29 protein-coding genes are annotated in these 25,351 nt (G+C 50.7%); 23 read left to right on the top strand and 6 right to left on the bottom strand.

Annotation, left to right across the window (positions count from 1 at the left end; translation table 11 throughout):
• Positions 1-30 precede the first annotated feature (30 nt).
• Genes purE through BN3003_RS17080 form a run of 4 tightly spaced genes read right to left on the bottom strand, consistent with a single transcriptional unit; the run spans position 31 to position 2,149 of the window.
• Complete coding sequence (gene purE / locus BN3003_RS17095; RefSeq protein ID WP_058357823.1) at positions 31-522, bottom strand: 5-(carboxyamino)imidazole ribonucleotide mutase; 492 nt, start codon at positions 520-522, stop codon at positions 31-33.
• Between the two features lie 14 nt (positions 523-536).
• Entirely contained in the window at positions 537-1,271 is a 735-nt protein-coding gene (locus BN3003_RS17090) for a tetratricopeptide repeat protein (protein WP_058357822.1), read from the bottom strand.
• Between the two features lie 3 nt (positions 1,272-1,274).
• Positions 1,275-1,952, bottom strand: a complete 678-nt coding sequence (locus BN3003_RS17085) for an O-methyltransferase (RefSeq protein WP_058357821.1) — start codon at positions 1,950-1,952, stop codon at positions 1,275-1,277.
• Between the two features lie 5 nt (positions 1,953-1,957).
• Positions 1,958-2,149: a DUF3460 family protein gene (locus tag BN3003_RS17080; protein ID WP_058357820.1), complete on the bottom strand. Its 192-nt coding sequence runs from the start codon at positions 2,147-2,149 to the stop codon at positions 1,958-1,960.
• Between the two features lie 196 nt (positions 2,150-2,345).
• On the opposite strand from BN3003_RS17080, the gene pcnB reads away from it, so the two are divergent.
• The 22 genes from pcnB (at position 2,346) to BN3003_RS16970 (ending at position 21,728) form a co-directional block, all read left to right on the top strand.
• A complete protein-coding gene (pcnB, locus tag BN3003_RS17075; RefSeq protein ID WP_058357819.1) occupies positions 2,346-3,692 on the top strand; it encodes a polynucleotide adenylyltransferase PcnB in 1,347 nt (448 codons plus the stop codon).
• Positions 3,689-4,207, top strand: coding sequence for a 2-amino-4-hydroxy-6-hydroxymethyldihydropteridine diphosphokinase (folK, locus tag BN3003_RS17070; RefSeq protein ID WP_058357818.1), 519 nt, complete (start codon positions 3,689-3,691; stop codon positions 4,205-4,207). The genes pcnB and folK overlap by 4 nt, the downstream gene beginning before the upstream one ends.
• 12 nt (positions 4,208-4,219) lie before the next feature.
• A complete protein-coding gene (locus BN3003_RS17065) occupies positions 4,220-4,864 on the top strand; it encodes a deoxynucleoside kinase (protein ID WP_058357817.1) in 645 nt (214 codons plus the stop codon).
• A 12-nt stretch (positions 4,865-4,876) separates the two neighbouring features.
• Entirely contained in the window at positions 4,877-5,671 is a 795-nt protein-coding gene (panB, locus tag BN3003_RS17060) for a 3-methyl-2-oxobutanoate hydroxymethyltransferase (protein WP_058357816.1), read from the top strand.
• Between the two features lie 80 nt (positions 5,672-5,751).
• Positions 5,752-6,591: a pantoate--beta-alanine ligase gene (gene panC, locus BN3003_RS17055; RefSeq protein WP_058357815.1), complete on the top strand. Its 840-nt coding sequence runs from the start codon at positions 5,752-5,754 to the stop codon at positions 6,589-6,591.
• Positions 6,592-6,981: a hypothetical protein gene (locus BN3003_RS17050; protein WP_058357814.1), complete on the top strand. Its 390-nt coding sequence runs from the start codon at positions 6,592-6,594 to the stop codon at positions 6,979-6,981. It begins immediately after the preceding gene.
• Positions 6,982-7,099: 118 nt separating this feature from the next.
• Positions 7,100-7,420: a glycine zipper domain-containing protein gene (locus tag BN3003_RS17045; protein ID WP_058357813.1), complete on the top strand. Its 321-nt coding sequence runs from the start codon at positions 7,100-7,102 to the stop codon at positions 7,418-7,420.
• Between the two features lie 14 nt (positions 7,421-7,434).
• Positions 7,435-7,614 carry a hypothetical protein gene (locus BN3003_RS17040; RefSeq protein WP_058357812.1) on the top strand — a complete coding sequence of 60 codons (180 nt, stop codon included), beginning with the start codon at positions 7,435-7,437 and terminating at the stop codon, positions 7,612-7,614.
• Between the two features lie 121 nt (positions 7,615-7,735).
• On the top strand, positions 7,736-8,827 hold the full coding sequence (ychF, locus tag BN3003_RS17035; protein WP_058357811.1) for a redox-regulated ATPase YchF: 1,092 nt from the start codon (positions 7,736-7,738) through the stop codon (positions 8,825-8,827).
• A gap of 46 nt (positions 8,828-8,873) precedes the next feature.
• Positions 8,874-9,401, top strand: coding sequence for a YqiA/YcfP family alpha/beta fold hydrolase (locus tag BN3003_RS17030; RefSeq protein ID WP_058357810.1), 528 nt, complete (start codon positions 8,874-8,876; stop codon positions 9,399-9,401).
• Positions 9,402-9,469: 68 nt separating this feature from the next.
• Positions 9,470-10,021 carry an NADPH-dependent FMN reductase gene (locus tag BN3003_RS17025; RefSeq protein WP_058357809.1) on the top strand — a complete coding sequence of 184 codons (552 nt, stop codon included), beginning with the start codon at positions 9,470-9,472 and terminating at the stop codon, positions 10,019-10,021.
• A 56-nt stretch (positions 10,022-10,077) separates the two neighbouring features.
• Entirely contained in the window at positions 10,078-10,428 is a 351-nt protein-coding gene (locus BN3003_RS17020) for a DMT family protein (RefSeq protein ID WP_108721550.1), read from the top strand.
• Between the two features lie 22 nt (positions 10,429-10,450).
• A complete protein-coding gene (locus BN3003_RS17015; RefSeq protein WP_058357807.1) occupies positions 10,451-11,197 on the top strand; it encodes a hypothetical protein in 747 nt (248 codons plus the stop codon).
• A 130-nt stretch (positions 11,198-11,327) separates the two neighbouring features.
• A complete protein-coding gene (gene tyrS, locus BN3003_RS17010; RefSeq protein ID WP_058357806.1) occupies positions 11,328-12,626 on the top strand; it encodes a tyrosine--tRNA ligase in 1,299 nt (432 codons plus the stop codon).
• Positions 12,627-12,793: 167 nt separating this feature from the next.
• Positions 12,794-13,375 (top strand): YceI family protein, encoded by a 582-nt coding sequence (locus BN3003_RS17005; RefSeq protein ID WP_058357805.1) that lies wholly within the window; start codon positions 12,794-12,796, stop codon positions 13,373-13,375.
• Positions 13,376-13,539: 164 nt separating this feature from the next.
• The gene (gene acnA / locus BN3003_RS17000; RefSeq protein ID WP_058357804.1) at positions 13,540-16,290 is read left to right on the top strand and encodes an aconitate hydratase AcnA; all 2,751 of its coding nucleotides are present in this window, start codon (positions 13,540-13,542) and stop codon (positions 16,288-16,290) included.
• Between the two features lie 96 nt (positions 16,291-16,386).
• Complete coding sequence (locus tag BN3003_RS16995) at positions 16,387-17,466, top strand: AI-2E family transporter (RefSeq protein WP_058357803.1); 1,080 nt, start codon at positions 16,387-16,389, stop codon at positions 17,464-17,466.
• A gap of 96 nt (positions 17,467-17,562) precedes the next feature.
• Positions 17,563-18,240, top strand: coding sequence for a DnaA regulatory inactivator Hda (hda, locus tag BN3003_RS16990; RefSeq protein ID WP_058358100.1), 678 nt, complete (start codon positions 17,563-17,565; stop codon positions 18,238-18,240).
• Positions 18,221-18,886 carry a histidinol-phosphatase gene (locus BN3003_RS16985; RefSeq protein ID WP_058357802.1) on the top strand — a complete coding sequence of 222 codons (666 nt, stop codon included), beginning with the start codon at positions 18,221-18,223 and terminating at the stop codon, positions 18,884-18,886. Before hda ends, BN3003_RS16985 begins: the two co-directional genes overlap by 20 nt.
• A gap of 3 nt (positions 18,887-18,889) precedes the next feature.
• Positions 18,890-20,140 (top strand): hypothetical protein, encoded by a 1,251-nt coding sequence (locus BN3003_RS16980; protein ID WP_058357801.1) that lies wholly within the window; start codon positions 18,890-18,892, stop codon positions 20,138-20,140.
• 9 nt (positions 20,141-20,149) lie between these two features.
• Positions 20,150-21,034, top strand: coding sequence for an ATP-binding protein (locus BN3003_RS16975; RefSeq protein ID WP_058357800.1), 885 nt, complete (start codon positions 20,150-20,152; stop codon positions 21,032-21,034).
• A 190-nt stretch (positions 21,035-21,224) separates the two neighbouring features.
• The gene (locus BN3003_RS16970) at positions 21,225-21,728 is read left to right on the top strand and encodes a hypothetical protein (RefSeq protein WP_058357799.1); all 504 of its coding nucleotides are present in this window, start codon (positions 21,225-21,227) and stop codon (positions 21,726-21,728) included.
• A gap of 118 nt (positions 21,729-21,846) precedes the next feature.
• On the opposite strand, the gene BN3003_RS16965 is transcribed toward BN3003_RS16970, so the two are convergent.
• A complete protein-coding gene (locus tag BN3003_RS16965) occupies positions 21,847-22,482 on the bottom strand; it encodes a LysE/ArgO family amino acid transporter (protein WP_058357798.1) in 636 nt (211 codons plus the stop codon).
• Between the two features lie 115 nt (positions 22,483-22,597).
• On the opposite strand from BN3003_RS16965, the gene BN3003_RS16960 reads away from it, so the two are divergent.
• Positions 22,598-23,491, top strand: coding sequence for a LysR family transcriptional regulator ArgP (locus BN3003_RS16960; protein ID WP_058357797.1), 894 nt, complete (start codon positions 22,598-22,600; stop codon positions 23,489-23,491).
• Between the two features lie 682 nt (positions 23,492-24,173).
• Here BN3003_RS16960 and BN3003_RS16955 read toward each other — a convergent pair.
• Positions 24,174-25,310 (bottom strand): aminotransferase class V-fold PLP-dependent enzyme, encoded by a 1,137-nt coding sequence (locus BN3003_RS16955; RefSeq protein ID WP_058357796.1) that lies wholly within the window; start codon positions 25,308-25,310, stop codon positions 24,174-24,176.
• Between the last annotated feature and the right edge of the window lie 41 nt (positions 25,311-25,351).

Raw genomic sequence — 25,351 nt, 5'->3', positions numbered from 1 at the left:
ATAATGCGGCCTGTAAACGTTTGTCGTGCCTTAAATATCGATTTCAGGCAAGTCCATGGCCAAAACGGTTTGTTCTTGTTTGTGGCGGAACTCGGCCAATTGCGCCGCCAATTCGGCATTGTCATTGGCGAGCAAGGAAATGGCGAACAAGGCAGCGTTAGCAGCGCCAGCTTCACCAATGGCGAAAGTGGCCACAGGCACGCCTTTGGGCATTTGCACGATGGACAATAAAGAATCTTCGCCGCGCAAATACTTACTCGGAACCGGTACTCCTAAGACAGGTAAAGTGGTTTTGGCCGCCACCATGCCTGGCAAGTGTGCTGCACCGCCAGCGCCAGCAATAATGGCTTTCAGGCCGCGTGCGCGGGCTTGTTCGGCATATTCAAACATCAAATCCGGGGTGCGATGGGCAGAAACCACTTTGCATTCAAACGCCACGCCAAATTGTTGTAAGAAGGCTGCAGCATGTTGCATGACGTTCCAGTCACTGTTGCTGCCCATAATGATGCCCACTTGTACCATAGTAAACTTTCCTGTTATTTCGATTGTTGTGCCGCGCGTTTGGCAGCGGCACTGTGAGGGTAGAGTACGCGCACACGTTTCCAAGTTTCGCGTGCAATGTCTTTTTGCTGCATGTCGTATTGGCATTGGCCAACACTGTACAAAGCCTCAGCCGCACGAATGTGTTGCGGGAAGCGCTGTTGGAATTGGCGACCGACAGCAATGGTCGATTCACATTGTTTGAGGTTTTTGTGCGACAGCATCAGCAAATACATGCCATTGCTGGCTTCATTGCTGCCATCACCACCATTGGCATATGGGCGCAGGGTTTGGATGGCTTGGTTGTATTTTTTTTGCTGAAATTGCTGATAGGCACGGCTGTAGGTTTGGTCGGTTTTTAAGACCGTGGTGTCGATGTGGGTGGTGTTGGCACGCACGCCTTGGTTCTTGGCCAACACGCCTATGCTTTGGTTCAGGCCGACTTGTTGGCGGGTCAAACGCTGCACTTGCTCTTGCAATAAGGTGATGTTTTGTTCCAGCAGTTTCACATGCTCTTGCAGCATCTCCACTTCATTCACCGCTTCTTCTGATTCAACGGCTGGCGCAGTTGCTGCATGATTGATGTGGCCATCGGGATTGGGAGCAGAAGCCGCAGCCACAGTAGGCTCGGGTGTGGCAGTGGCGGCCGTGTTGGATGGAGGGGCGATGCTTTGACACGCGCTGAGTAAGACACTGAAGGCGACACCACTTAATCCAACGCGTTTCATCATGATTCAATCCTGAGTTTGTTTGACCAGTAAAGTCATGCCGTCGCCTACAGGTAAGGTGATGGCCACATAACGAGGGTCATCTGGCATGGCGCGGTTGAACTGCTGCAAGATGCTCACACTGGGTGGACTGTCTGCTTGAGTGGCCTGTAACACCCGCCCGCCGAGCAAAACATTGTCTATGGCGATGATGCCACCGACACGCACCAATTCCAAACACAAATCCACGTATTGCGGCGTCGGCGCTTTGTCGGCATCGATGAATGCCATGTCAAAACTGCCAGCGTGACCTTCTTCCAACAACTCTTGTAAGCTGAACAAAGCCGGTTGCAAACGCAATTCGATTTTGTCGGCCACGCCCGCTTCTTGCCACACTTGTTGCGCCAAGTCGGTAAAACTGGCATTCAAATCGCAAGCGATGATGTGCGCATCGTCCGGCAAGGCCAAAGCCATGGCGGTACTGCTGTAGCCAGTGAACACACCCAATTCCAAGTATTTGCGGGTTTGGGTGAGTTTGGCCAACCACACCAATAGTTGTGCTTGTTCCGGCGCAAGACTCATTTTGCCTAAGCGATGCCCAGTATTGCGCGCGCGCAAGCGTTGTAATACTTCAGGTTCTTTGGGGCCTATGGCGTGCAAATATTGCGCCAACTCGGGCGCAATACTCCATGTTTCTACCGTCACAACAATTAATCAGCGCTGGTTTGGTAAGTGTAAGCAGGTTTAGGCAATTCAGCGGCTTCAAAGCTGTTTTGTTCTTCGTCTTTTAACGTCACGTCCCACAATTTGCCACGGTTGGTCAAACGACCTTCTGCCACATCTGGGTTTTTCTCCAGATAGTCATTCATGAATTGGGTGAATTCTGATTGGTAGTTGTACATAGTTGTTCTGCCGAATGCGGTTGGTCTAAGGACAACCAACACTGAGGTGTAAATAAAGCCGTATTATAACCAATCTTGTCTCGACTAGGTAGTTTGATGAGGCACAAACGCAGTTTTCAAACATGAAAAGCAAGCATTTAGCGTATAATGCACGCCGATACAATCAGCAGCGGCGTCCTGTAAGGCGTCGGAATCTATGACAAATAAGCGGTTAAGAAAAACAGCTGCCGCAGACGGCAGCACGGTGCCAGCATTGGTTTTGGACGGCAAAGACTTTGGTTTGAGTCTGTCGCGCTTGAGCAATGCGGCGCAAAAAGTAGTGAAACAATTACACCAAAGTGGTTTTGATGCCATGGTTGTGGGCGGCGGCGTGCGCGATTTGATGGTGGGTTTGACACCTAAGGATTTTGACATTGCCACCAATGCCACGCCCGAAGAAGTGCGCGCCTTGTTCAAACGCAGCCGCATCATCGGCCGCCGTTTTCGCATTGTGCATGTGATGGTGGGGCCGGAAACCATAGAAGTCACCACTTACCGTGGCGGCGATGAGGTGACACAAAACGAACAAGGTCGCATCATGCGTGACAATACCTTTGGCAGCCAAGCCGAGGATGCGTTACGCCGCGACTTTACTTGCAATGCCTTGTATTACGATGCCATGGCCAATCAAGTGATTGATTACCATCACGGTGTTGCCGACATCAAGGCGCAGCGTTTGGTGATGATAGGTGAGCCCAAACAGCGTTTTCGTGAAGACCCAGTGCGGGTATTGCGGGCGCTGCGTTTGTCGACCAAATTGGGTTTTGAATTGGATGCTGCAATCGCGGCGGTGATGGCCGAGTGTTCACCATGGTTGGGAGCAGAGCCACCCGCCCGTTTGGTGGATGAGTTAATCAAATTATTGTTGTCAGGCCATGCCTTGGCTTGTTTGCACAATACCCGCCGTTTGGGCATAGACACTTCGGTACACCCATTTTTACAGGTGTTGATCGACCAAGATTTGGACGAGCCTTTCATACAATTGGCCTTGGAAAACACTGATACCCGTATCAAACAAGGCAAACACGTCTCCATCGGTTTCTTATTGGCAGCTTTGTTGTGGCCGAAAGTGCGCAGTGCGTGGCAAGCCTGTATCGCCAGCGGCCTGAAAAGCCAATTTGCCTTGAATGAGGCGATAGAGCAAGTGCGGGTGGAATTGGACAGCAGCAGTTGGGGTTTGCCACACCGCATGACCGCCATGTGCCGTGAAATCTGGCAAATGCAAGCACAGTTTGACAATCAGCGAGGCCAACGTCCGTTTCGTTTGTTGGCGCAAGCGCGTTTTCGTGCCGCTTATGATTTCTTATTGTTGCGTCATGAAGTGGGTGAGGACAATACCGACAGCGTGGTGTGGTGGCAGCATTTCCAAGCGGTGTCGGACGATGAGCGCGCTGCCATGGTGCAAGCGCAGCCAGTGGCGATAGAGGGTGAGGGCACGCCTGCCACCAAAAAACGCCGCCGCCGTCGCAAACCGAAAACCGCCAACAAATCTGAGAGTGCATGATGATGCAGTCAGCATTAATCGCCTTGGGCAGCAATTTGTCTGAGCCGGTGACGCAAATACAACGCGCCATCAAATGCTTAGCCGAACAAGAGCACATTAGCTTACAGGCCGCATCTGCCTTGTATCGCACCGCACCTGTGGGCTACACAGATCAACCCGATTTCATAAATGCGGCAGTGCACATAGAAACCAGCTTGGCTCCTATGGTATTGTTGCGGGTGCTCAATCAGATAGAAGCCGAATTTGGGCGTGAACGCAGCTTTCAGAATGCGCCGCGCACCTTGGATTTGGACATGATTGATTATGCGGGCCAGCAATGGCAAACAGAACGTTTGGTGTTGCCACACCCACGCGCACATGAGCGTGGGTTTGTGTTGATTCCATTGGCTGATATTGTACCGAAACATGAGTTGGGAGCGCATGGGTCGGTGCTGCAGCTGTTGCAGGGTGTGGATGTCAGCGACATCGAGCGTTTAAGCGTGCCTGCATGGAATGGCAATGCCACATCACATTAATTAGGAGTCAACATGGATTATCGCTATTTGGTGGTTGAAGGCTCAATCGGCAGCGGCAAAACCGCCCTCAGTCGCAAATTGGCACAGCATTTTGAATGTGAATTGTTGAGTGAGGCACCAGAACAAAATCCATTTTTAACCAAGTTTTATTTGAATGCCGCCAACCATGGTTTGGCGACGCAATTGCATTTTTTGATGGAACGCGCCGCCGCCGCCAGCATCGTCTTGGAAGAAGACCGGCAACACCAACGTGTGGTCAGTGATTTCCTGTTGGAAAAAGACCAAATCTTTGTGCCTATCGTGTTACAAGACGATGAAGCCACTTTATACTGGCAGGTAAAGCAACAAGTCTTGCCCGAATACCCCGTACCGGATTTGGTGATTTACCTGCAAGGCAAACAAACGGCGAACAAGCAAGACAGCAATGGCTCACAATCGGCGCATTACAAATTGTTCCCGAATGGTTACATGACGCAAGTAGACGATGAATACAGCCATTTCTTCCATTTGTATACCCATGCGCCTTTGTTAATCGCCAACACCGATGAATTGGATTTCATTCACAATGACGAGCATTTTCAATTATTGCTCAATACCATGCAAAACATGCGTGGCTCACGTCATTATTTGAATTTGAATGAAACCACGCCTCAATAAAAGAAGCACAACATGATTACTGTAAGCACTTTAAATAAAATGAAACAAGCGGGCGAAAAAATCGCCATGCTGACCTGTTACGAAGCCAGTTTTGCCAGTTTGATGAGCGATGCCGGCGTGGACATGTTGTTGGTAGGCGATTCGCTCGGCATGACGGTGCAAGGCCACGATTCGACTTTGCCTGTGACCTTGGCCGACATGGTTTACCACACCCGTGCGGTGGCGCGTGGCAATAAAAACGCCATGATTGTGACCGATTTGTCGTTTGGCAGCTTTCAGCAAAGCAAAGAACAGGCATTTGCCGCTGCGGTAGAACTGATGCAAGCCGGTGCGCACATGGTCAAATTAGAAGGCGGTGTGTGGATGGCAGAAACCACCGAATTCTTGCAAATGCGTGGCATACCTGTGTGTGCCCACATTGGTTTGACGCCGCAATCGGTGAATGCGTTTGGTGGCTATAAGGTACAAGGCAAAGGCGATATGGCAGCGCAAGCACTGTTGGCCGATGCCAAAGCACATGACGCTGCCGGTGCGGCTTTGGTATTGATGGAATGTGTGCCTGCGGCTTTGGCAGCAGAAGTCACGCGTGCGGTCGCTTGCCCAACCATAGGCATAGGTGCGGGCGCGGAGTGCGATGGTCAAGTGTTGGTGATGCACGATATTTTGGGCGTGTTCCCCGGTAAAACTGCCCGCTTTGTGCGCAACTTTATGCAAGGCCAAGACAGCATACAGGCCGCTGTCAGCGCCTATGTCAATGCGGTAAAAAAATCTGAATTTCCTGCTGCAGAGCATCAATTTAACGCGTAAGATACGCGTCATCTAAGCGTAACAGGCTGTCAATATCGGTTATTGACAGCCTGTGTGCTTGCCAGAATAGGATTTCAGTGATGCAAATTATCACAACAATTAAAGAATTGCGTGCATGGCGCAGCGGCGTGGACCAAGTGGCGTTTGTGCCGACCATGGGCAATTTACACGATGGTCATTTGGCTTTGGTGAAAGAAGCCACAGAGCAAGCTGCGCATGTGGTGGTGAGTATTTTTGTGAACCGTTTGCAATTTGGTCAAGGCGAAGACTTCATGTCTTATCCGCGCACTTTGGATGCGGATGCGGCCAAATTGGCAGCGGCCGGTGTGGAAGTGTTGTTCGCACCGAATGAAGCCGAATTGTACCCACATGTGAGCCAAAGCTACCAAGTGGAACCACCGCATTTGCAAAATGAATTGTGTGGCGCTTTCCGCCCCGGTCATTTCCGCGGTGTGGCCACGGTGGTGAGCAAATTGTTCAACATCGTGAAGCCCAATGTGGCCTGTTTCGGTAAAAAAGACTACCAACAATTGGCGGTGATTCGTGGTTTTGTCGAAGACTTGAATTTTGACATCCGCATTGTGGGTGTGGACACCGGTCGCGCCGCCGATGGTTTGGCCTTGTCCAGTCGCAATGGTTATTTGACCGAAGCCGAACGTGCACAAGCGCCGCAGTTATACCAAGTATTGAGCGAGATGGCCGCCGAGATACGCGCAGGCCGTCAAGACTATGCGAAATTGGAACAAAACGCGATTGTCCGCTTGCAAGGCCAAGGCTGGGTGGTGGACTATATTGAAGTGCGCCATGCGGGCGATTTGCAAATCGCCCATGCCGGAGACGCGCATGTGGTGGTGTTGGCGGCGGCGCGTTTGGGCAAAACCCGTTTAATTGATAATTTGGAAATTCATTTGGAGGCCTAAATGGCATTGAAACAGATATTGGCTGTGATGTGTTTGACCGTACCGATGTTGGCATGGGCAGAAAATTCAATCGTGGGACAATGGGCGATGCCCGTACCGAATAATCCCCAATGTTCTGAGCTTTACAGCTTTGATGCAGATGGCCAATTTGCTGTTTCCAGTGACCAAGAACGGGTTACAGGCCGCTATGACATTCAAGCAACACCGGCCTTGCCACAAATGAATATGGCGTTTGTCAGTGACAACAACATGACCGATTGCTTTGGCAATACGGTAGACCAAACCGGTCAAAAAGACGCGCATTACCTCAAATGGGACAATGAAAACATGGTGCAGTTTTGCAGTGATGTCACCGGCCAAAACTGCCCAGTGAAATTGTACCGCCAGTAATACTGTGACTTTTCCGCGTTAAGCTGGGTTAGTTTCGGCAAAAGACCGCCATATTGTTGCGTAACATTGCGATAATATGGCGGTCTGTCATGGTTAGCATCAACACATTGGAAACAAGATGAAAGCTAAGTTGTTAATGAGTGCTGCGGCTTTATGGCTCAGCGCTTGTGTGGTGGCGCCGTACAACCAACCCAATATGGCTGCAGGGGCAGTTTTGGGTGGAGCGACCGGCGCGCTGATTACCCACGATGCCCGTGGTGCCATCGGTGGCGCGTTGATAGGCGGTGCTTTGGGCAGTTTGGTCGACAATAACCGTGGTTATTATGGTGGCAATGGCTATTATGGTGGTTACCAACAGTCTTACAGGCCGACTTATGGCCGTCCAAGTTATGGTTATGGCTATGGTCCGCGCAATGATTACCGCGGTTACCGTCGTTGAATGGGAGAAATGAGATGAAACACTGCTCTGTGCTGTTGCTCACAGCGATGGCCTTATTATTAAGTGCGTGTATTGTGCCGTATCACGATGGTGGTCGTGGCAACGGTCATGGTCATTATAAAAAACAGGGTTACCATGGTCACCCAGGCAACAGTGCTTATGGTCACAGCCAAGGCAAGGGACCGCACCGTTAAACTGTCTTAAAAAGCCAAGCCGAACCCAGTGTTCGGCTTTTTGCATATGTGGCATAAGCAATAACAGAGGCTTATGCTACAATGGGCGCTTTATTTTGCATCAGATTTTTCAGGACGCCTTATGAGTTTGAAGTGTGGCATTGTTGGTTTACCAAACGTGGGTAAATCCACCTTATTTAACGCCTTAACCAAAGCCGGTATTGAAGCGGCAAACTACCCATTTTGTACCATAGAACCGAATGTGGGCATTGTTGAAGTACCCGATACCCGCATGGATGAGTTGGCCAAAATTGTGAACCCACAAAAAATCCAACCGGCCATCGTGGAATTCGTCGACATCGCCGGCTTGGTCGCTGGTGCCAGCAAAGGGGAGGGCTTGGGCAACCAATTCTTGGCCAATATCCGTGAAACCGATGCGATTGTGAATGTGGTGCGTTGCTTTGACGACGACAACATCGTGCATGTGGCCGGTAAAGTAGACCCGATTGCCGACATTGAAACCATAGGCACCGAATTGGCCTTGGCCGATTTGGCCTCAGTTGAAAAAGCCATCATCCGTGAAGGCAAAAAAGCCAAGTCTGGTGACAAAGATGCGCAAAAATTGGTCAGCATCATGGAACGATTGCAAGCGCATTTGGACCAAGGTTTGCCAGTGCGTTCAGCCGGTTTAGACGCAGAAGAATTGGCCATCATCAAACCTTTGTGTTTGTTGACAGTTAAACCTGCGATGTACGTGGCCAACGTGGCCGAAGATGGCTTTAGCAACAACCCATTCTTGGATGCTTTGACTGAGTTGGCGAATAAAGAAAACGCGCCAGTTGTCGCAGTGTGTGCAGCGATGGAAGCGGAAATTGCTGACTTAGATGACGCTGACAAAGCCGAGTTCTTGCAAGAAATGGGTTTGGAAGAGCCGGGCTTGAACCGTTTGATTCGTGCCGGTTACGATTTATTGGGTTTACAAACTTACTTCACCGCAGGGGTGAAAGAAGTGCGTGCTTGGACCATACACAAAGGCGACACCGCACCGCAAGCTGCGGGCGTGATTCACACCGACTTTGAACGTGGTTTCATTCGTGCACAAGTGATTGCATTTGCCGACTACATTGCCTTGGGCGGTGAGGCGAAAGCCAAAGAGGCCGGTAAAATGCGCGCTGAGGGCAAAGAATATGTGGTGGCTGACGGCGACGTCATCAACTTCTTATTCAATGTTTGATTAACAACAGCGCCTTTTTTAAGGCGCTTTGTTTTGGAAACACACCATGCAGACCATCCTTTATTTTCATGGCTTCGAGTCCAATTGCCAAACCGAGAAATTCGCGCGCACCAAGGCATTTTTCAGCGCGCAAGGGTATGAACTCATAGGCTTAAACGTGGATTACACCGACATTCCGCCACCTGTCATCGATCAGATTGTGGCGGAAATCTTTTCTTTGCACGATGTGGTGGCGTGCATCGGTTGCAGTTTGGGCGGCTATTGGGCCAATCGCAGTGCGGTCTTGCATTTGGTGGCGGCGGCGATTGTCAATCCAGCCTTGAAGTTTTACCACACCCATTTGAAAAAATACCCGGGCTTGGCTGCGTATAAGAATGAGGCAACTTACACCGAATCCAATTTCGCCCCGCGCTTGGTGATGCTGGGCACGGCCGATGAGGTGTTGGATTATCGCATTGCCAAGCAGGCTTTTCCGCAAGAAGAGGTACAACTGATTGAAGGTGGTAGCCATGCAGGCTATGATTTTCTGGACGAGTTTTTACAGGCCGCTTTGGTCACGGTAAAACAGCAGTAAGAGGTTTGAGCAGTCAACACAGACACATCTTGTTTTCAATCTTTTTGTTGAAAAATGGAAGGCAGCCCATGAGCACTTATAAAATAGGCATAGTGGTAGGCAGTTTGCGCAAAGAATCGATTAACCGTCAATTGGCGCAAGCGGTGGCGAAATTGTTACCGCCTGATTTCAGCGCCGAATTCATTGAAATCGGTGATTTGCCCTTGTACAACCAAGATTTGGATGGCAATCAGCCCGCAGTCGTGGGCGCCTTCAAACAACACATCGAACAACAACACGGCATTATTTTTGTCACCCCTGAATACAACCGTTCCATCCCCGGCGTCTTGAAAAATGCCATAGACCACGGCTCGCGTCCGTATGGACAAAACTCGTGGAGTGGCAAAGCCGTGGGTATTATGGGGACTTCAAGTGGTGCACCAGCCACTTCCATGGCACAACAGCATTTACGCAATACCTTGGTATTTTGTAATATGCCTGCTTTGAATCAGCCTGAAGCCTATATTCAATGGCGCGATGGCATGATAGATGCAGAGGACAAGTTCAATGAGCGTACCGGCAGCTTTATGCAAAACTGGGTCGATGCCTATGTGGCCTGGGTGAAGAAAAACGCTGCTTAAGCTTGGGCAGTGGCAACACAACGCGCTAGGGAGCGCGTTTTTTTATGTGAGTGAGTATGTTGATTAAGACGGCAACGGTGTTAAGCTTGTTGGTATTGTCCAATTTATTGATGACGATTGCGTGGTATTGGCACATCAAGCCGGGCAATGCGCTGATGCCCATGTGGAAAATCGTGATGATTTCCTGGGGCATCGCCTTGTTTGAATACTGTTTGGCGGTGCCGGCCAACCATTATGGTGCGGCTTGGGGCATACGCCCGTTTCAGTTGAAAATCATGCAAGAAGTCATCACGCTGACGGTGTTTGCCTTGTTTGCGGTGTTCTACCTCAAAGAAGGCTTTAAAACCAATTACCTCATCAGTTTTGGTTTTATCTTGTGCGCGGTGTATTTCGCGTTTAAAAAATAATTTGTGCAGTTTTGGGGAATTTATGGCGGCATATCGGGATTTATTCATCGTGTCTTCGGCCTTGGTCACTTCTTATGGCTTGATGCCGACCGCCGATAGGGTGGCGCAAACCATGCAAACCTTGCAAAGCATACGGGAGCGGGCGCTAGACGCAGACATCGTGGTATTGGAATTGTCGCGTGAACGCATACCCGATGAATACGAGCAGATGTTTTTACAGGCCGGTGCCAAGATGGTGATGCATTTCTTTGGCCACCAAGCGGTGCAGCGCAATTACCAAGTGTGTTCCCCTGAGCGCGATCCTGCTGGCAGTTCGATTAAGAATCTAAACGAAATCACCGCCATGCATGCATTTTTACAATGGTGCATCGAGCAGAGTTATTTGGCCCCGTATCGGCGTGTGTTCAAGATTTCAGGCCGCTACAGCTTGTGCGCGCCGTTTCAGCAAGAGGTGTATCAAGATGAGCAGTTTCAAGGGCGCTGTGCTTTTTTGCGTTTAAATCATTCTTATCTGGATGCATCCACCAGCGGCAGCTTCAAATACATGTACATGACGCGTTTGTGGAGTTTCGATCCGGTGTTATTGCCCAAATTAGAAACGTGGTTTGAGGTGATGCTAGACTTGTTGGTGAAGCGCTACGAGGCCGGTGGTTACACCGATATTGAGCATTTGCTGGCGGTGGTGATACCGCGCAAATACTGCATCTATTTGGACAAAGTCGGTGTAGAAGGCTTAATCGGATTGCATGGGCAGCGCGTGGTGGAGTAAAACGCGCTGGCAATTGGGTTAGACCCCAAGGCCATCTATCCTGTAAAATGGCGCACAGCACAAATGTTATGAGGCTTTCAGGCGTCCTGAAAGCTCTTTTTTCTATCATCGTTTTGTAAAGACAGCAGCAATGAGCGGATTAATCAACGAATTACAACAGCGCGGTTTGATAGCCCAAACCACCGACGCGGAAGCCTTACAACAATTATTGGATCAAGAACAGATTTCTTTGTATTGTGGTTTTGACCCTACCGCAGACAGCTTGCACATTGGTCACTTATTGCCTGTTTTGGCCTTGCGCCGCTTCCAATTGGCTGGCCACAAGCCCATCGCCTTGGTCGGCGGTGCCACTGGTATGATTGGTGACCCGAGTTTTAAAGCGGTAGAGCGCAGCCTGAACACGCCCGAAACCGTGGCCTCTTGGGTGGAAAAAATCCGCAATCAATTGACGCCATTCTTGTCGTTTGACGGCGACAATGCCGCCACCATGGCCAATAACCACGATTGGTTTGGCGGCATGGGCTGTTTGGATTTCTTGCGCGACATCGGTAAGCATTTCTCGGTGAATGCGATGATGAACAAAGAATCGGTGAAACAGCGTTTGGACCGCGACGATGTCGGCATTTCGTTTACCGAATTCGCTTACAGCCTGTTGCAAGCCTATGACTTCACCCAATTGAACAGCCGCCATGGCTGCAAATTGCAAATCGGTGGTTCTGACCAATGGGGCAACATCACCGCCGGCATAGACTTGACCCGCCGCTTGAACAAAGACACCGTGTACGGCTTGACCTTGCCTTTGGTCACCAAAGCCGATGGCACCAAATTCGGTAAAACCGAAGGCGGCGCGGTGTGGTTGGAAGCGAAGAAAACCTCGCCTTACCAGTTCTACCAATTCTGGCTCAAAGTGGCCGATGCCGATGTGTACAAATTTCTGAAATTCTTCACCTTCTTAAGCGTGGAAGAAATTGATGCCATCGAGGCGGCCGACCAAGCCAGCGGCAGCAAGCCTGAAGCACAGCGCATTTTGGCCGAACAAATGACGCGCTTAATTCACGGCGAAGAAGCCTTGGCTGCAGCACAGCGCATTTCAGCCAGTTTGTTTGCTGAAGACCAAAGCGATTTGACCGAAAGCGATTTCGAGCAATTGGCTTTGGATGGTTTACCCACATTCAAAGCCAGTGGCAGCATGAATGTGGTCGAAGCCTTGGTGTTGACCGAGTTGGCTAAATCGAATAAAGAAGGCCGTGGTTTTGTCGCCAGCGGTGCCGTGGCCTTGAATGGTGCGCTTGCCACAGCCAACAATCCCAACCATGCAGCCGAAAAGCCTGATGATGCGTATTTGTTGACCGAAGCCGACCAACGCTTTGGCAAATACACCATCATCCGTCGGGGTAAAAAATTGCATGCTTTGTTGGTGTGGGCATAGTATCTTTTAAGTCTTTACAAGCGGCCTGTAAGTTTACAGGCCGCTTTTTTAATCGCTATCATTAACCAACAGTTAATCTTCATTGACTGTAGCCGGCTTGTTAGGACAGTGGATATCGCTTACAGTGGCTGCAATTTCAACCGCAAACGCTTAACAGGATAACCGACATGAAAAAAACCGCAATGGGCTTGATGGGCGCAATGGCAATGGTGGCCGCAATGGCCGTTCAAGCCGCACCTGTGACCTATAATTTCGACCCCGACCACACTTACCCTAGTTTTGAAGCCGACCATTTCGGTGGCATCTCGACTTGGCGCGGTAAATTCACCCAATCTTCAGGCAAAGTGGTCTTGGATGCGGCCAAAAAAACCGGCCAATTGGAAGCGGTCATCAAAATGGATTCTTTTGATAGTGGCAATGCAGCCTTGAACACCCATGCCAAAGGCCCTGAAATCTTGGACGTGGCCAAATACCCAACTGCGGTTTACAAAGGCACCTTAAGCCATTTCAAACAAGGCAAACCAACAGCCGTGGTAGGCCAATTGACTTTACACGGCGTGACCAAGCCTTTGACCTTGAAAGTCGATTCATTCAAGTGTTTTGTGAACCCGATGAGCAAAAAAGAGACTTGTGGTGCCGATGCTTCAGCCAAGTTTGACCGCTCTGACTTTGGCATAGGCTATGGCAAAGATTTTGGTTTCAAAATGCAAACCAAATTGCGCATCCAAGTCGAAGGCATACGCGAATAAGCATGCAAGATTAAGTTAAAACGCACCCGTAAGAGGTGCGTTTTTTTATGGATGTGATAGCCTAAGTCAAAGCGTCAAACTTTTTTCGGCGCTTGCAGTCTGCATAATAAGAAACACATTGAAACATCACTCCCGAACCAGTTGAATTTGTTTTAGGAATCCTTATGAGCACTTCATTAAACAGTTTCAAATCGCAGCAAACACTGGAAGTGGCAGGCAAAACCTACCACTATTTTGATTTACAGGCCGCATCTGCACACATAGGCGATGTGTCGCGCCTGCCCAAATCCCTCAAAGTCTTATTGGAAAACCTGTTGCGTTTCGAGGACGATGTGTCGGTAAAAGCCGACGACATCAAGGCCATCGCTGCATGGTTGCAAACCACGTCCAGCACGCAGGAAATCCAATACCGTCCCGCGCGCGTGTTGATGCAAGACTTTACCGGTGTGCCGGCAGTGGTGGATTTGGCGGCGATGCGCCAAGCGATGCAAACAGCCGGTGGTGATGCCAATAAAATCAACCCTTTGTCGCCAGTGGATTTGGTCATAGACCATTCGGTGATGGTAGACCATTTTGCCAGTGGCAATGCGTTTGATTTGAATGTGAAATTGGAAATGCAGCGCAATGAAGAGCGTTACCAATTCTTGCGTTGGGGTCAACAAGGGTTTGACAATTTCCGCGTGGTGCCGCCAGGTACCGGTATTTGCCACCAAGTGAATTTGGAATACTTGGGGCAAACGGTGTGGACACGTGACATAGACGGCAAGACTTATGCCTTCCCTGATACCTTGGTGGGAACTGATTCGCACACCACCATGATCAATGGCTTGGGCGTGTTGGGTTGGGGCGTGGGCGGTATTGAAGCGGAAGCGGCGATGTTGGGGCAACCAGTGTCGATGTTGATACCGGAAGTGGTCGGCTTCAAGCTCAGCGGCAAACTGCGTGAAGGCATTACCGCCACCGATTTGGTGTTGACGGTGACGCAAATGCTGCGTCAAAAAGGCGTGGTCGGCAAATTTGTGGAATTTTTTGGCGATGGCTTGGCCGATTTGCCATTGGCCGACCGTGCCACCATCGCCAATATGGCGCCCGAATACGGTGCCACTTGCGGCTTCTTCCCAGTAGACGAGGTGACTTTGGGCTATTTGCGCCTCAGTGGTCGCGATGAAGACCGCATAGCCTTGGTTGAAGCCTATTGCAAGCAACAAGGTTTGTGGCGCCATGCTGGCGATGAGCCGGTGTTCACCGCGGTATTGGAATTGGACATGGGCACGGTCGAAGCCTCGTTGGCTGGCCCGAAACGTCCACAAGACAAAGTGGTGTTGGCGCAAGTGCCGCAAGCATTTAAACAATTCGTCGACAGTAGTGCGCCGGTGAGCAAGAAAGAATTGGCACGTTTGATTGGTGAGGGCGGCGCGGGTGCGGCCGTGGGCGCGGAAGAGTCGCTGGAAGACGAGCCTAGCATCGCCTGCAACATTGATGGTCAAACCCACCAATTGAAACACGGTGCGGTCGTCATCGCGGCGATTACCTCGTGTACCAATACCTCCAATCCGAGCGTGATGATGGCGGCCGGTTTGGTGGCGAAAAAAGCCTTGGAAAAAGGTTTGCAGCGCAAACCGTGGGTGAAATCGTCATTGGCGCCAGGCTCAAAAGTGGTGACCGATTATTTGTTACAGGCCGGCTTAACCGACGCTTTAAACCAATTGGGCTTTAATTTGGTTGGCTATGGCTGTACCACTTGTATTGGTAACTCAGGGCCTTTGCCCAAGGAAATTGAAGAGGCGATTAACCAAGGCAATTTGACCGTGGCGTCGATATTGTCGGGCAACCGCAATTTTGAAGGCCGTGTCCATCCATTGGTGAAGACCAACTGGTTGGCTTCGCCACCGTTGGTGGTGGCGTATGCATTGGCCGGCAGCGTGAAAATCAATTTGGACACCGAACCATTGGGACAAAATGCCCAAGGCGAAGACATTTATTTGAAAGACGTGTGGCCGAGCTCAGCCGAAATTGCCGATGCCGTGGCCCAAGTCGATACCGCCATGTTCCGCAAAGAATATGCGGCAGTGTTTGATGGCGATGCCACATGGCAAGCGATTGCGGTGAAACCTAGTCAGACTTATGACTGGAATGCAGATTCCACCTACATCCAACACCCGCCATTCTTTGAACACATAGGCGAGCCAACCCGCAGCATTGGCAATATTGAAGCGGCGCGAGTGTTGGCGGTGTTGGGTGATTCGGTCACCACCGATCACATTTCTCCCGCGGGTAATATTAAAGCCGATTCACCTGCCGGTCGCTATTTGCAAGAAAAAGGCGTGGCACCGATTGATTTCAACTCTTATGGCTCGCGCCGTGGCAATCATGAGGTGATGATGCGCGGTACGTTTGCCAATATCCGCATCAAAAACGAGATGTTGGACGGGGTAGAGGGTGGCTTCAGTGTGCATGTGCCAAGCGGCCAGCAAGAAGCGATTTACGATGTGGCGATGCGCTACCAAGCCGAACACACCCCGTTGGTGATTGTGGCGGGCAAAGAGTACGGTACCGGTTCGTCGCGCGACTGGGCGGCCAAAGGCACGCTGTTATTGGGTGTCAAAGCGGTGATTGCCGAGAGTTTTGAGCGCATACACCGTTCTAATTTGGTTGGCATGGGCGTGTTGCCGTTGCAATTCATCAATGGCGAAAGCCGCAGCAGCTTGGGCTTGACCGGACGTGAGCAAATCAGCATCCGTGGCCTCAGCGATGCCATTAAACCGCAGCAAACCTTGGAATTGCACATCACCCGTGCTGATGGCAGCAGCGTGAGCACGCAAGTGTTGTGCCGCATCGATACCTTAAACGAAGTGGAGTATTTTAAAGCTGGAGGCATTTTGCATTATGTGTTGCGCCAATTGATGGCGGCCTGAAAAATGCTTTGAAACATAGAGGTAGGTGTCTAAAACCGTTGGCATTGTGTTACGATGCAAACGGTTTTCTTTTTACATTGTCATAAAGGCTTAGCCATGTATGTGCGTGCTCGCAATCCCTATGTGCATTGGATCATAGGCAGTTTGGTATTTGTGATTTTGATGGTGTTGGTGTACAACTTGCGCACCATTTTGACGCCATTCATCGCCGCGGCCATCTTGGCCTACATCCTCAATCCCGTGGTCAACAAACTGACGCGCCTTAAAATGGGCCGTGGACTGGCGGCGATGTTGGTGACCTTGCTGGCGATTGCGTTGGTGGTGGGGCTGATTTTGTTCATCCTGCCGATGATGGCACAGCAAGCCGAGGCGGCGTGGCAACGGCTGCCAGACATGGTCAATTATGTGCAACACAAATTGATACCGATGATCAATCAAAGATTTCACACCCATTTGAGCCTGAATGGTCAAGTCATCACCCAATACGTGACCCAAAACAGCGAAGAAATCCGCGCTGGCCTGACCAAAGTCATGCCGTTTTTGGCCAACAAAGGCACGGCACTGATGCTGATGGCCGCCAATTTGTTTTTATTGCCGATTTTGCTGTATTACTTCTTGGCCGATTGGCCGCGTTGGGCCGATGGCACCCACCGCTTGATTCCGCGCCGCTATTTGGAGCAAGTGCTGCGCATAGGCGGTGAAATTGACAAAACCCTGAGCGAGTATTTGCGCGGCCAATTGTTGGTGATGATCATCGTCGGTTTGATTTACGGCGGTGGTTTGACGGTGGTGGGTTTGGATTCGGGTTTTGCCATCGGTATGGTGGCCGGCATGTTGGTGGTGATTCCGTATTTAGGCGCCTTCATCGGTTTGCTGTTGGCAACTTTGGCGGCGGCCTTGCAGTTTGGCACGTTTGGCGGCTTGGTATCGGTATGGTCGGTGTTTTTGGTCGGGCAATTATTGGAAAGCTATGTCATCACCCCACGTTTGGTCGGTGAGCGCATCGGTTTAACGCCGCTGTGGGTGATTTTTGCCTTGATGGCATTTGGCCAATTATTGGGTTTTGTCGGCATGTTATTGGCCTTGCCGATGGCGGCGATATGCTTGGTGTTGCTGCGCGAATTGACCCAATACTATTTCCGCAGCCCTTATTACCAACGCCACAATCAAGAATAAGCGGCCTGTAAGCCCAGATAGCGTGCTGTCGGTTGCCCGAAGCTGTGGCAGCACGTTACAATGTCTCATCCCTATTCACATATTAAAGCCACTTCTGTGTCGCAATTGATTTTCAATTTTGACAACCAAGCTTACCCGAATTTTGCCAAATTTTTGGGTCAGGCCAATCGCGAACTTTTGCAGGTCTTACAAAACCCGCACGAGCGTTTGGTCTATGTTTGGGGCGCAGAAGGTCGTGGCAAAAGCCATTTGCTCAAGGCTTGGACGGCGCAAGCCGTCAGTTTGGGTCACGCGGCCCAATATTGGGACGTGCGCACACGGCCGTTTGCTTTGGCGTCGGCACAAGCTGAATTCATCGCCATCGATGGCATCGAATTTCTGGACGACACCGAACAACAAGATTTGTTTCACATGTTCAATCAAATCCGCGATGGTCACCATGGCTATTTGCTGATGAGCGCCAACGTGCCGCCGCTGCAATTGGATTTGCGCGAGGATTTGCGCACGCGCATGGCCTATGCCTTGGTGTATGAGCTGAAAACCTTGAACGATGATGAAAAACTCGAGGCCTTGAAAAGTCTGGCGCAAACGCGGCAATTGGCCATAGGCGATGATTTGTTCAAATACCTGTTGCAACACTGGCGCCGTGACATGGACTCTTTGGTGACCATGGTGCAAAAATTAGACGATTACTCGTTGATGACGGGGCGCCGCATCACCTTACCACTCCTCAAACAACTGCTTGAAGACACCCATGAATTTAGCCATATTTGATTTAGACCATACCTTAATCGCCAGCGATTCCGATAATGAATGGCCGAAATACCTGATGCACAAAGGCATCGTCGACGCCGCGTTTGTGGCCAAGAAAAACGACTATTTCTATCAGCAGTATTTGCAAGGCCAGTTGAATGTGGACGAATTTCTCGAGTTCCAATTAGAACCGCTCACGCGCTTTAGCATGGCAGAATTGGCCGAAATGCACCAAGAATTCATGCGCGATTTTATACGCCCGACCATCACCGACAAAGCGCGCGGCTTGGTGACGCAACACCAACAAGCCGGTGACGATTTATTACTGATTTCCGCCACCAATGAATTCATCATTACCCCGATTGCGCACGAATTTGGCATTACCGAAGTGATAGGCGTGAGCTTGGAAATTGGCGCCGATGGCCGCTATACCGGCGAGTATATAGGTGTGCCAAGCTACCAAGCCGGCAAAATCACCCGCTTGGAGCAGTGGCTACAGGCGCAAGGCAAAACCCGCGCCGATTATGACAAAATCTATTTCTACAGCGATTCGCGCAACGACATGCCTTTGCTCAAAGACGTTAGCAATCCAGTGGCGGTGAATCCCGATGACACCTTGCTGGCCCATGCACGTGAGCATGGCTGGCCCATCGTGCATACCCACTAAGCCATGCACAGCGGCCTGCAACGACTGGTGTGTAAACTGGGCGTGTTTTGGGCCGGTGTTTGCTTGTCTGCGGCGGCATATGCCGATGCTTGCGAACTGACAGTATTGCAGCAATTGGGTTGGCAAACCAGCGCTGCAACAGTGTCCACCGATGATAGGGGCAGTGATGTTAACAGCGTGGCGGTGTGCCAAGCCCAGAGCTTGGAGGCGGCGCAAGCGCAACGCTTGTTGAAATTGCAAGTAGGGCACGCCCATGATTTACAGGCCGCATTGTATGGCCAAAGCAGTCGCTGTGCGTTTCAAATGCAGGTCAGACGCGCTGTGTTTGAGGCGACACGTAAATTGTCTGCCAACCGTGGCTTTCGCTTTACTTGGGTGCAAAGCGGTTGGTTGAGTTTTAGCGGTGGCAGCGAAGCACAAGGGTGGCGCGCCACCAAAAGCTTTGGCCGCCGCTATGAACCGCTGTGGCGCAACAGTCTTGCGTTTGACGCGTTTGTGCACGGACGTTTGCGTACCGAATGCGGCACGGGCAGGCAAATTGCGCAACTGAGCATGTTGCGGGAATTGTTTGGCGATGAAGGTTTTGACCGCATGTTTAGCGCATCTGAGCTCAGCATAGGCACGTTTGTGTCGCTGCACGACAGCGACAGTATCTTATTGGGTCGGCATAAGGGCGAGCAATTCGCCGATGGCAATGGTCGTAAGACCGCAGCGATGGGCAAACAAGCTTGGTTGGGTGCGCCGGGTTTTATTGAACATGTGAAACCCAAGTCTTTTGTGGATGACATCAGCAATCAGGCCGAGAATTTTATCATTGTCGATGTGGGCGATGCGGCGCAACAGCAGTTACAGGCCGCACAAGGCTTTGAGCGCATCAATGCCGATAACGAACGCATTTGGTTGTGGTCGCAGCAGCTGACCATGGTGGGTGAGCGTTATTTTGAGCGTTTACTGTATGAGAAAGATGCGCGTTTGTGGCAAGCTTTGCCTGCAAAACAATACCGCATCGCCAAGCACATGCAAGACACTTTGGCACAGCCGCAGTATCGGCAATTTCAGGTGTATGTGCACCCGATGGGCACCAAGCCTTTGGCTTACCACATTGCCCGCTTGTTAGACCGCAATCCGCGCACGCCGTACAAAATTGAATTGGCATTGCACAATCTGCCTACCGAAATCTACCCACGTTGGGTGCAATTTCAATTGCAGCAATGCCGTGAACACACAACAGCGACGCCACACACCGCGTCCTGAAAGGATGACATGAGCAATTACAAGATTAAGACCATCAACACGTTTTTCAAGCGCGCGGTATCGGTATTGGAGCGTTTGGATGCGTGGCTGCCGCAGCCTTTGCAAGAGCCAAACTGGGCGGCCGAAGCGTTTCGCTGGCAGCAAGTAGGGCAGCAAGGGGTGTTGCAAGCCTTGCCCAAGCCGCACACGTTTCCGCTGTCGCGTTTGGCGGCGGTGGACAACCAAATGAAGCAATTGGTGCGCAATACCGAGCAATTTTTGGCTGGTCGTCCTGCCAACAATGCCTTGCTGTCAGGCGCACGCGGAACAGGCAAATCGTCGTTGGTCAAAGCCTTATTGCATGAATATGCCGATTTGGGCTTGCGCTTGATTGAGGTCGACAAACAAGATTTGGCGTCCTTGCCGAGTTTGTTAAAACTGTTACAAGGCCGGCCTGAAAAATTCATTGTGTTTTGTGATGACTTGTCGTTTGAACACGGTGACGATGGCTACAAAGCCTTGAAAACCGCATTGGACGGTGGTTTGTCGGTGCGGGCTGACAATGTGATTGTGTATGCCACCAGCAATCGCCGCCATTTATTGCCAGAGTATTTTGCCGAGAATACCGGTTATACCGGCGACAAAGGCGAGGTGCATCCGCAAGAAGCGGTTGAGGAAAAAGTGTCTTTGTCCGACCGCTTTGGTTTGTGGTTAAGCTTTTATCCATTTGACCAAATTGCCTATTTGCAAGCGGTGGAGAATTGGTTACAGGCCGCTGATGTGGTGTATGACGACACCGCCCGCAAAGCCGCGTTAAACTGGTCTTTGAGCCGTGGAGGCCGCTCTGGACGGGTGGCGTGGCAATTTGTGTGCGATTGGGTTGGGCGTTTGCCAGAAGAGCGCATTGTTGATTAAGCCGATGCGAGGCATGGAGTAATGTATTTAAAAATCCAGTGTAAACTGGATTTTTTATTGTCGGTAAAACAAAGAGATAGCGCTAAAAGTCATGATTTATTTGTAAATAGTAATTATTATCATTTACAAGGTAATTCTATTCGGCTATGATGCACGTAAGCTTAAAACGAACGAGCGAGGGGAGGCAAACATGCACAGCAAACTGGACGATGTTCCACAAACCTTACGCAACATTCATGCGAACTCCAAGCGTTTGATGTTGGCGACCGGACATGCCGCACAAACACCGTATGTGTGTCACGTGCCGTATGTGTGGGCGGAAGACGCTTACTGTGTGTGGATTGCCGATGTGACTGAAAGCATACGCCACTTGCGTTTGGCGGGTCAGGCCAGTGTGATGTTGTTGGAACAAGGTCATGGCCAACAATGTGCACAATTGGTTTGGATAGTTGAGGCCAGCGAAGTGGTGTATCAGTCGCCCGAATACCGAGAATTGTTATCAGCCTTGTGTGCGAGCACAGGGATGGATTTACAGGCCGCATTGAACATGGAATGCCAAGCGCTGTACCGCTTGCGCCCGGTGCAAGGCCGTTTGATGACCGATTTGAATGAAATTGTGGCGTTGACTGCCGCAGATTTGCATGAGGCATTAACGCCAACCAAACAAAAACCGACTGCCTTGGCAATCGGTTAGTACGGAGTTTATGAGGTGTGTTCCGTTTGCCCCCGCTTGTCGGGGGCGCTTTTTTTGTACGGCTATTATTGCGCTGTTAATGATCATTGTCAAACAAAAGATGCATTTGTGCTGGGATTTAAGCCGCCGCTCCAGTGCTTAAAACATAGGCATAGCGGTACAAACCTATCGCCAACCACAACATCAACAAGCCTATGCCAGTGTCGAGCATGCGCCAAGTGCGCGCTTTTTCAAACCAAGGCAACAGCAAACGCGCGCCGTAACCCACACCAAAAAACCACAATAGCGATGCCAATAAGGCCCCGCCCAAAAACGCCCATTTGTCGGCCATGCTCAAGGTGCCGGCGATGCCGCCCAAAATCACCACCGTGTCCAAATACACATGCGGATTGAGGAAGGTCAAGGCCAAGGCCATCAGCGCCACTTGTTTGCGCGTTTGTTTTTGTACTTGGTCGGCCTGTAAATGCATGGCAGAAGAGCCGGTATACGCGCTTTTGAAACAGCGATACGCGTACACACTTAAAAACAAGGCACCGACGATGGCAAGACTGAGACTGAGCCACGGAAATTTGGCAAACAAACTGCCCGCGCCCATGATGCCAAACGACATCAGACAAAAGTCGCCCAAAAAGCAAATGCCCGCCACCACAGCCACGTGTTGCTTGCTCAAACCTTGCTTGAGCAGATACGCATTTTGCGCGCCGATGGCGACAATCAAGCCCGCGCTCACCATTAAACCATGCCAAAAAACCATTGCAGTGCTTTCTAAATGTGATTTGTTGTCGCCATTATCACGACAGCGGCAAATAAATGAAACAAAACTGAATAAATTTTAGTAAGATTAAATTTTTCTTCATTTAGGGGCAAAAATGCAGCGCTTTGATAACAAACAAACCGAGGCTTTGTTGGCCGTGCTTGACCACGGCAGCTTCGAACGTGCGGCGCAAGAGCTGCGTTTGACCCCGTCGGCAATATCGCAACGGGTACGCGCTTTGGAGGCGCAATTGGGCATGCCGCTGGTGGAGCGCACACGTCCGTGCCGCCCGACGGCCTCGGGGCGGGCCTTATTGCAGTATTTGCGCCGCTCCAAATTGCTGGCCGAGGAATTCGCCTCGGCGTTTGCCGATTCTGAAGCGTTTATTCACGCGCCCATTGCCACCAACCATGATTCCTTGGAAACATGGTTATTGCCGGCTTTGGCGCCGGTGGCGACGGCCGAAAAAGTTTTGCTGCAATTGAGTGTGGACGACCAAGAATTTACCCACCAAAAATTGCAAGACGGCTCGGTAGTGGCGGCGATTTCCTCTAAGGACACGCCGATGAAAGGCTGCGAAGCCAAGCCTTTGGGCACGGTGCGCTATCGTTTGATGGCCAGTCCTGAGTTTCAGCAGCGCTATTTTGCTGCTGGCATTAACCATGCGACTTTGCGCACTGCACCCATGGTGCGCTACAACCACAAAGACTTTTTGCAACATGACTTTTTGCGCGAATTTTGCCATTTCAATGCCGATATCAGCCCGCAACTGACGATTCCCTCGACGCAGGCATTTTATCGGGCGGTGGAGCTGGGTTTGGGCTATGGCATGATTTTGGATGTGCAACAACAGCAATTGCAAGGTGATGTGTTGGATTTGCTGCCTGGGGCGTATGTGGACGTGCCGCTGTATTGGCATTATTGGCAGGTGCAATCGCCGAAAATGCAACGTCTGAATCAGGCCTTGATACAACATGCGAGCGCGTATTTACTGCCTTTGAGTGCCTAGGGTGGTGATTTGGATAACGTGATAGGCCGCAGCCTCACCTGACTCGGTGACGAAAAAGCATACAAGCTTCAAGGGCGTTGACGATGGTCGGTTACGTCTTACAGGCCGCATGTTTATGTGTCACATGATAATGTCGTGATGTAAAAGGTGTGAGTATTAACGATGGTGCTGGAGGTTTTATAGACTGCATGTTTGCGTATCAAGCCAGATGTAATCTCGTGGCAGCTTGTGGTCGATTTTAAGATTTACAGGCCGCATAGATGGCGGTTCATCTAAGACGCAGACAGTACTTAGCCGTTGATGCTTGAAGTGGGTGATAATTGGATGAGAACTGTATTGATAGGCGTTGCTGCGCTTAAGTGAGGCCTAGGTATTAGGGCAAGGCTGATGTCACGTGACAACAGGCTTTATGAGGCTTACAGGCCGCTTGTGCGTGCACAGCCGTCGCTGATGCTAATACTTGTTGGATGCGCTACTCATAATACTGCGGAGCTTACTCAAATGAATGGTGTGAATGGATGCTGCATTACCAATGCAAGCTGTGTTAGCAATACCTAGTAATCAGCACAAGAATCAAACAATGCGGCCTGTAAACGTAGGGAAGGTTTACAGGCCGCTATTCAAACATGTTTGAGCATTGTAGCTGTATTAAGGCAGCTTACAGGCCGCATATCGTGTGGGTTTATTTCGCTAAGACTTTGTCCAAGGCCTCGCTGAATAAGGCCACTGAGCGGTCTATGTCTTCGAGTTTGTCTAGGCCAAATAAGCCGATGCGGAACGATTTGTAGCTGGCGGGTTCGTCTACTTTCAAAGGCACACCGCCGGCGATTTGTACGCCTTCAGCGATGAATTTTTTGGTGTTGGAGATGTTGTCGTCATCGGTGAAACACACTACCACGCCCGGTGCGGCAAATTCATCGGCAGCAACGCTTTGCACGCCACGTTGTTTCATCACTTCACGGATGCGTGTGCCCAAGGTTTGTTGGCGTTGCTTCAATACATCAAAGCCAATTTTTGACGATTCCACCATCACATCGCGCAATACCGCCAAGGCATTGGTCGGCATGGTGGCGTGGTAGGCATGGCCGCCATTTTCGTAGGCTTGCATGATTTCCAACCATTTTTTCAAATCCATGGCAAAGCTGTTGCTGCTGCTGTTTTCCACTGCGGCCTTGCCGGCGGCGCTGAGCATCACCATGCCGCAGCAAGGCGGTGCAGACCAACCTTTTTGCGGTGCGGAAATCAACACGTCCACGCCCAAGTCTTGCATGTCTACCCAGATGCAGCCTGAAGCAATGCAATCGAGTACCAACAAGCCACCGACTTCGTGCGTGGCAGCGGCGATTTGGCGGATGTAATCATCGGGCAATATCATGCCAGCGGCGGTTTCGGTGTGCGCGGCAAACACCACATTGGGTTTGTTGGCGCGTATCGCGGCCACGGCTTCTTCAACGGGAATCGGCGTAAAAGGCGAAGTGGGATTGCTGGCGTCTTGTTGGCGTGCTTTTAAGACGATTTCTTCTTGTGGCAAACGCGCCATGTCAAAGATTTGCGTCCAACGGAAGCTGAAGAAGCCATTGCGGATGACCAAGCATTTTTGGTCTTGCGTGAGTTGGCGCGCCACCGCTTCCATGGCAAACGTGCCTGAGCCGGGGACGATGGCCACAGCTTCGGCATGGTAGACTTGTTTTAAGGTGGCAGATAAATCGCGCATGATGTGTTGGAATTTTTGTGACATGTGATTCAGTGAGCGGTCGGTATAGACCACTGAATATTCCAACAAACCATCGGGATCAATATCGGTGCGCAAAGCTGTCATCTTCTCTCCTTATTAGCATGGGTGTCGAAAACACAGCTTAA

Origin of the sequence: Vitreoscilla massiliensis (assembly GCF_001457815.1) — a bacterium.
GTDB classification, from domain to species: Bacteria; Pseudomonadota; Gammaproteobacteria; order Burkholderiales; family Neisseriaceae; genus Vitreoscilla; species Vitreoscilla massiliensis.
This window is presented reverse-complemented; position numbering and strand designations above follow the sequence as displayed.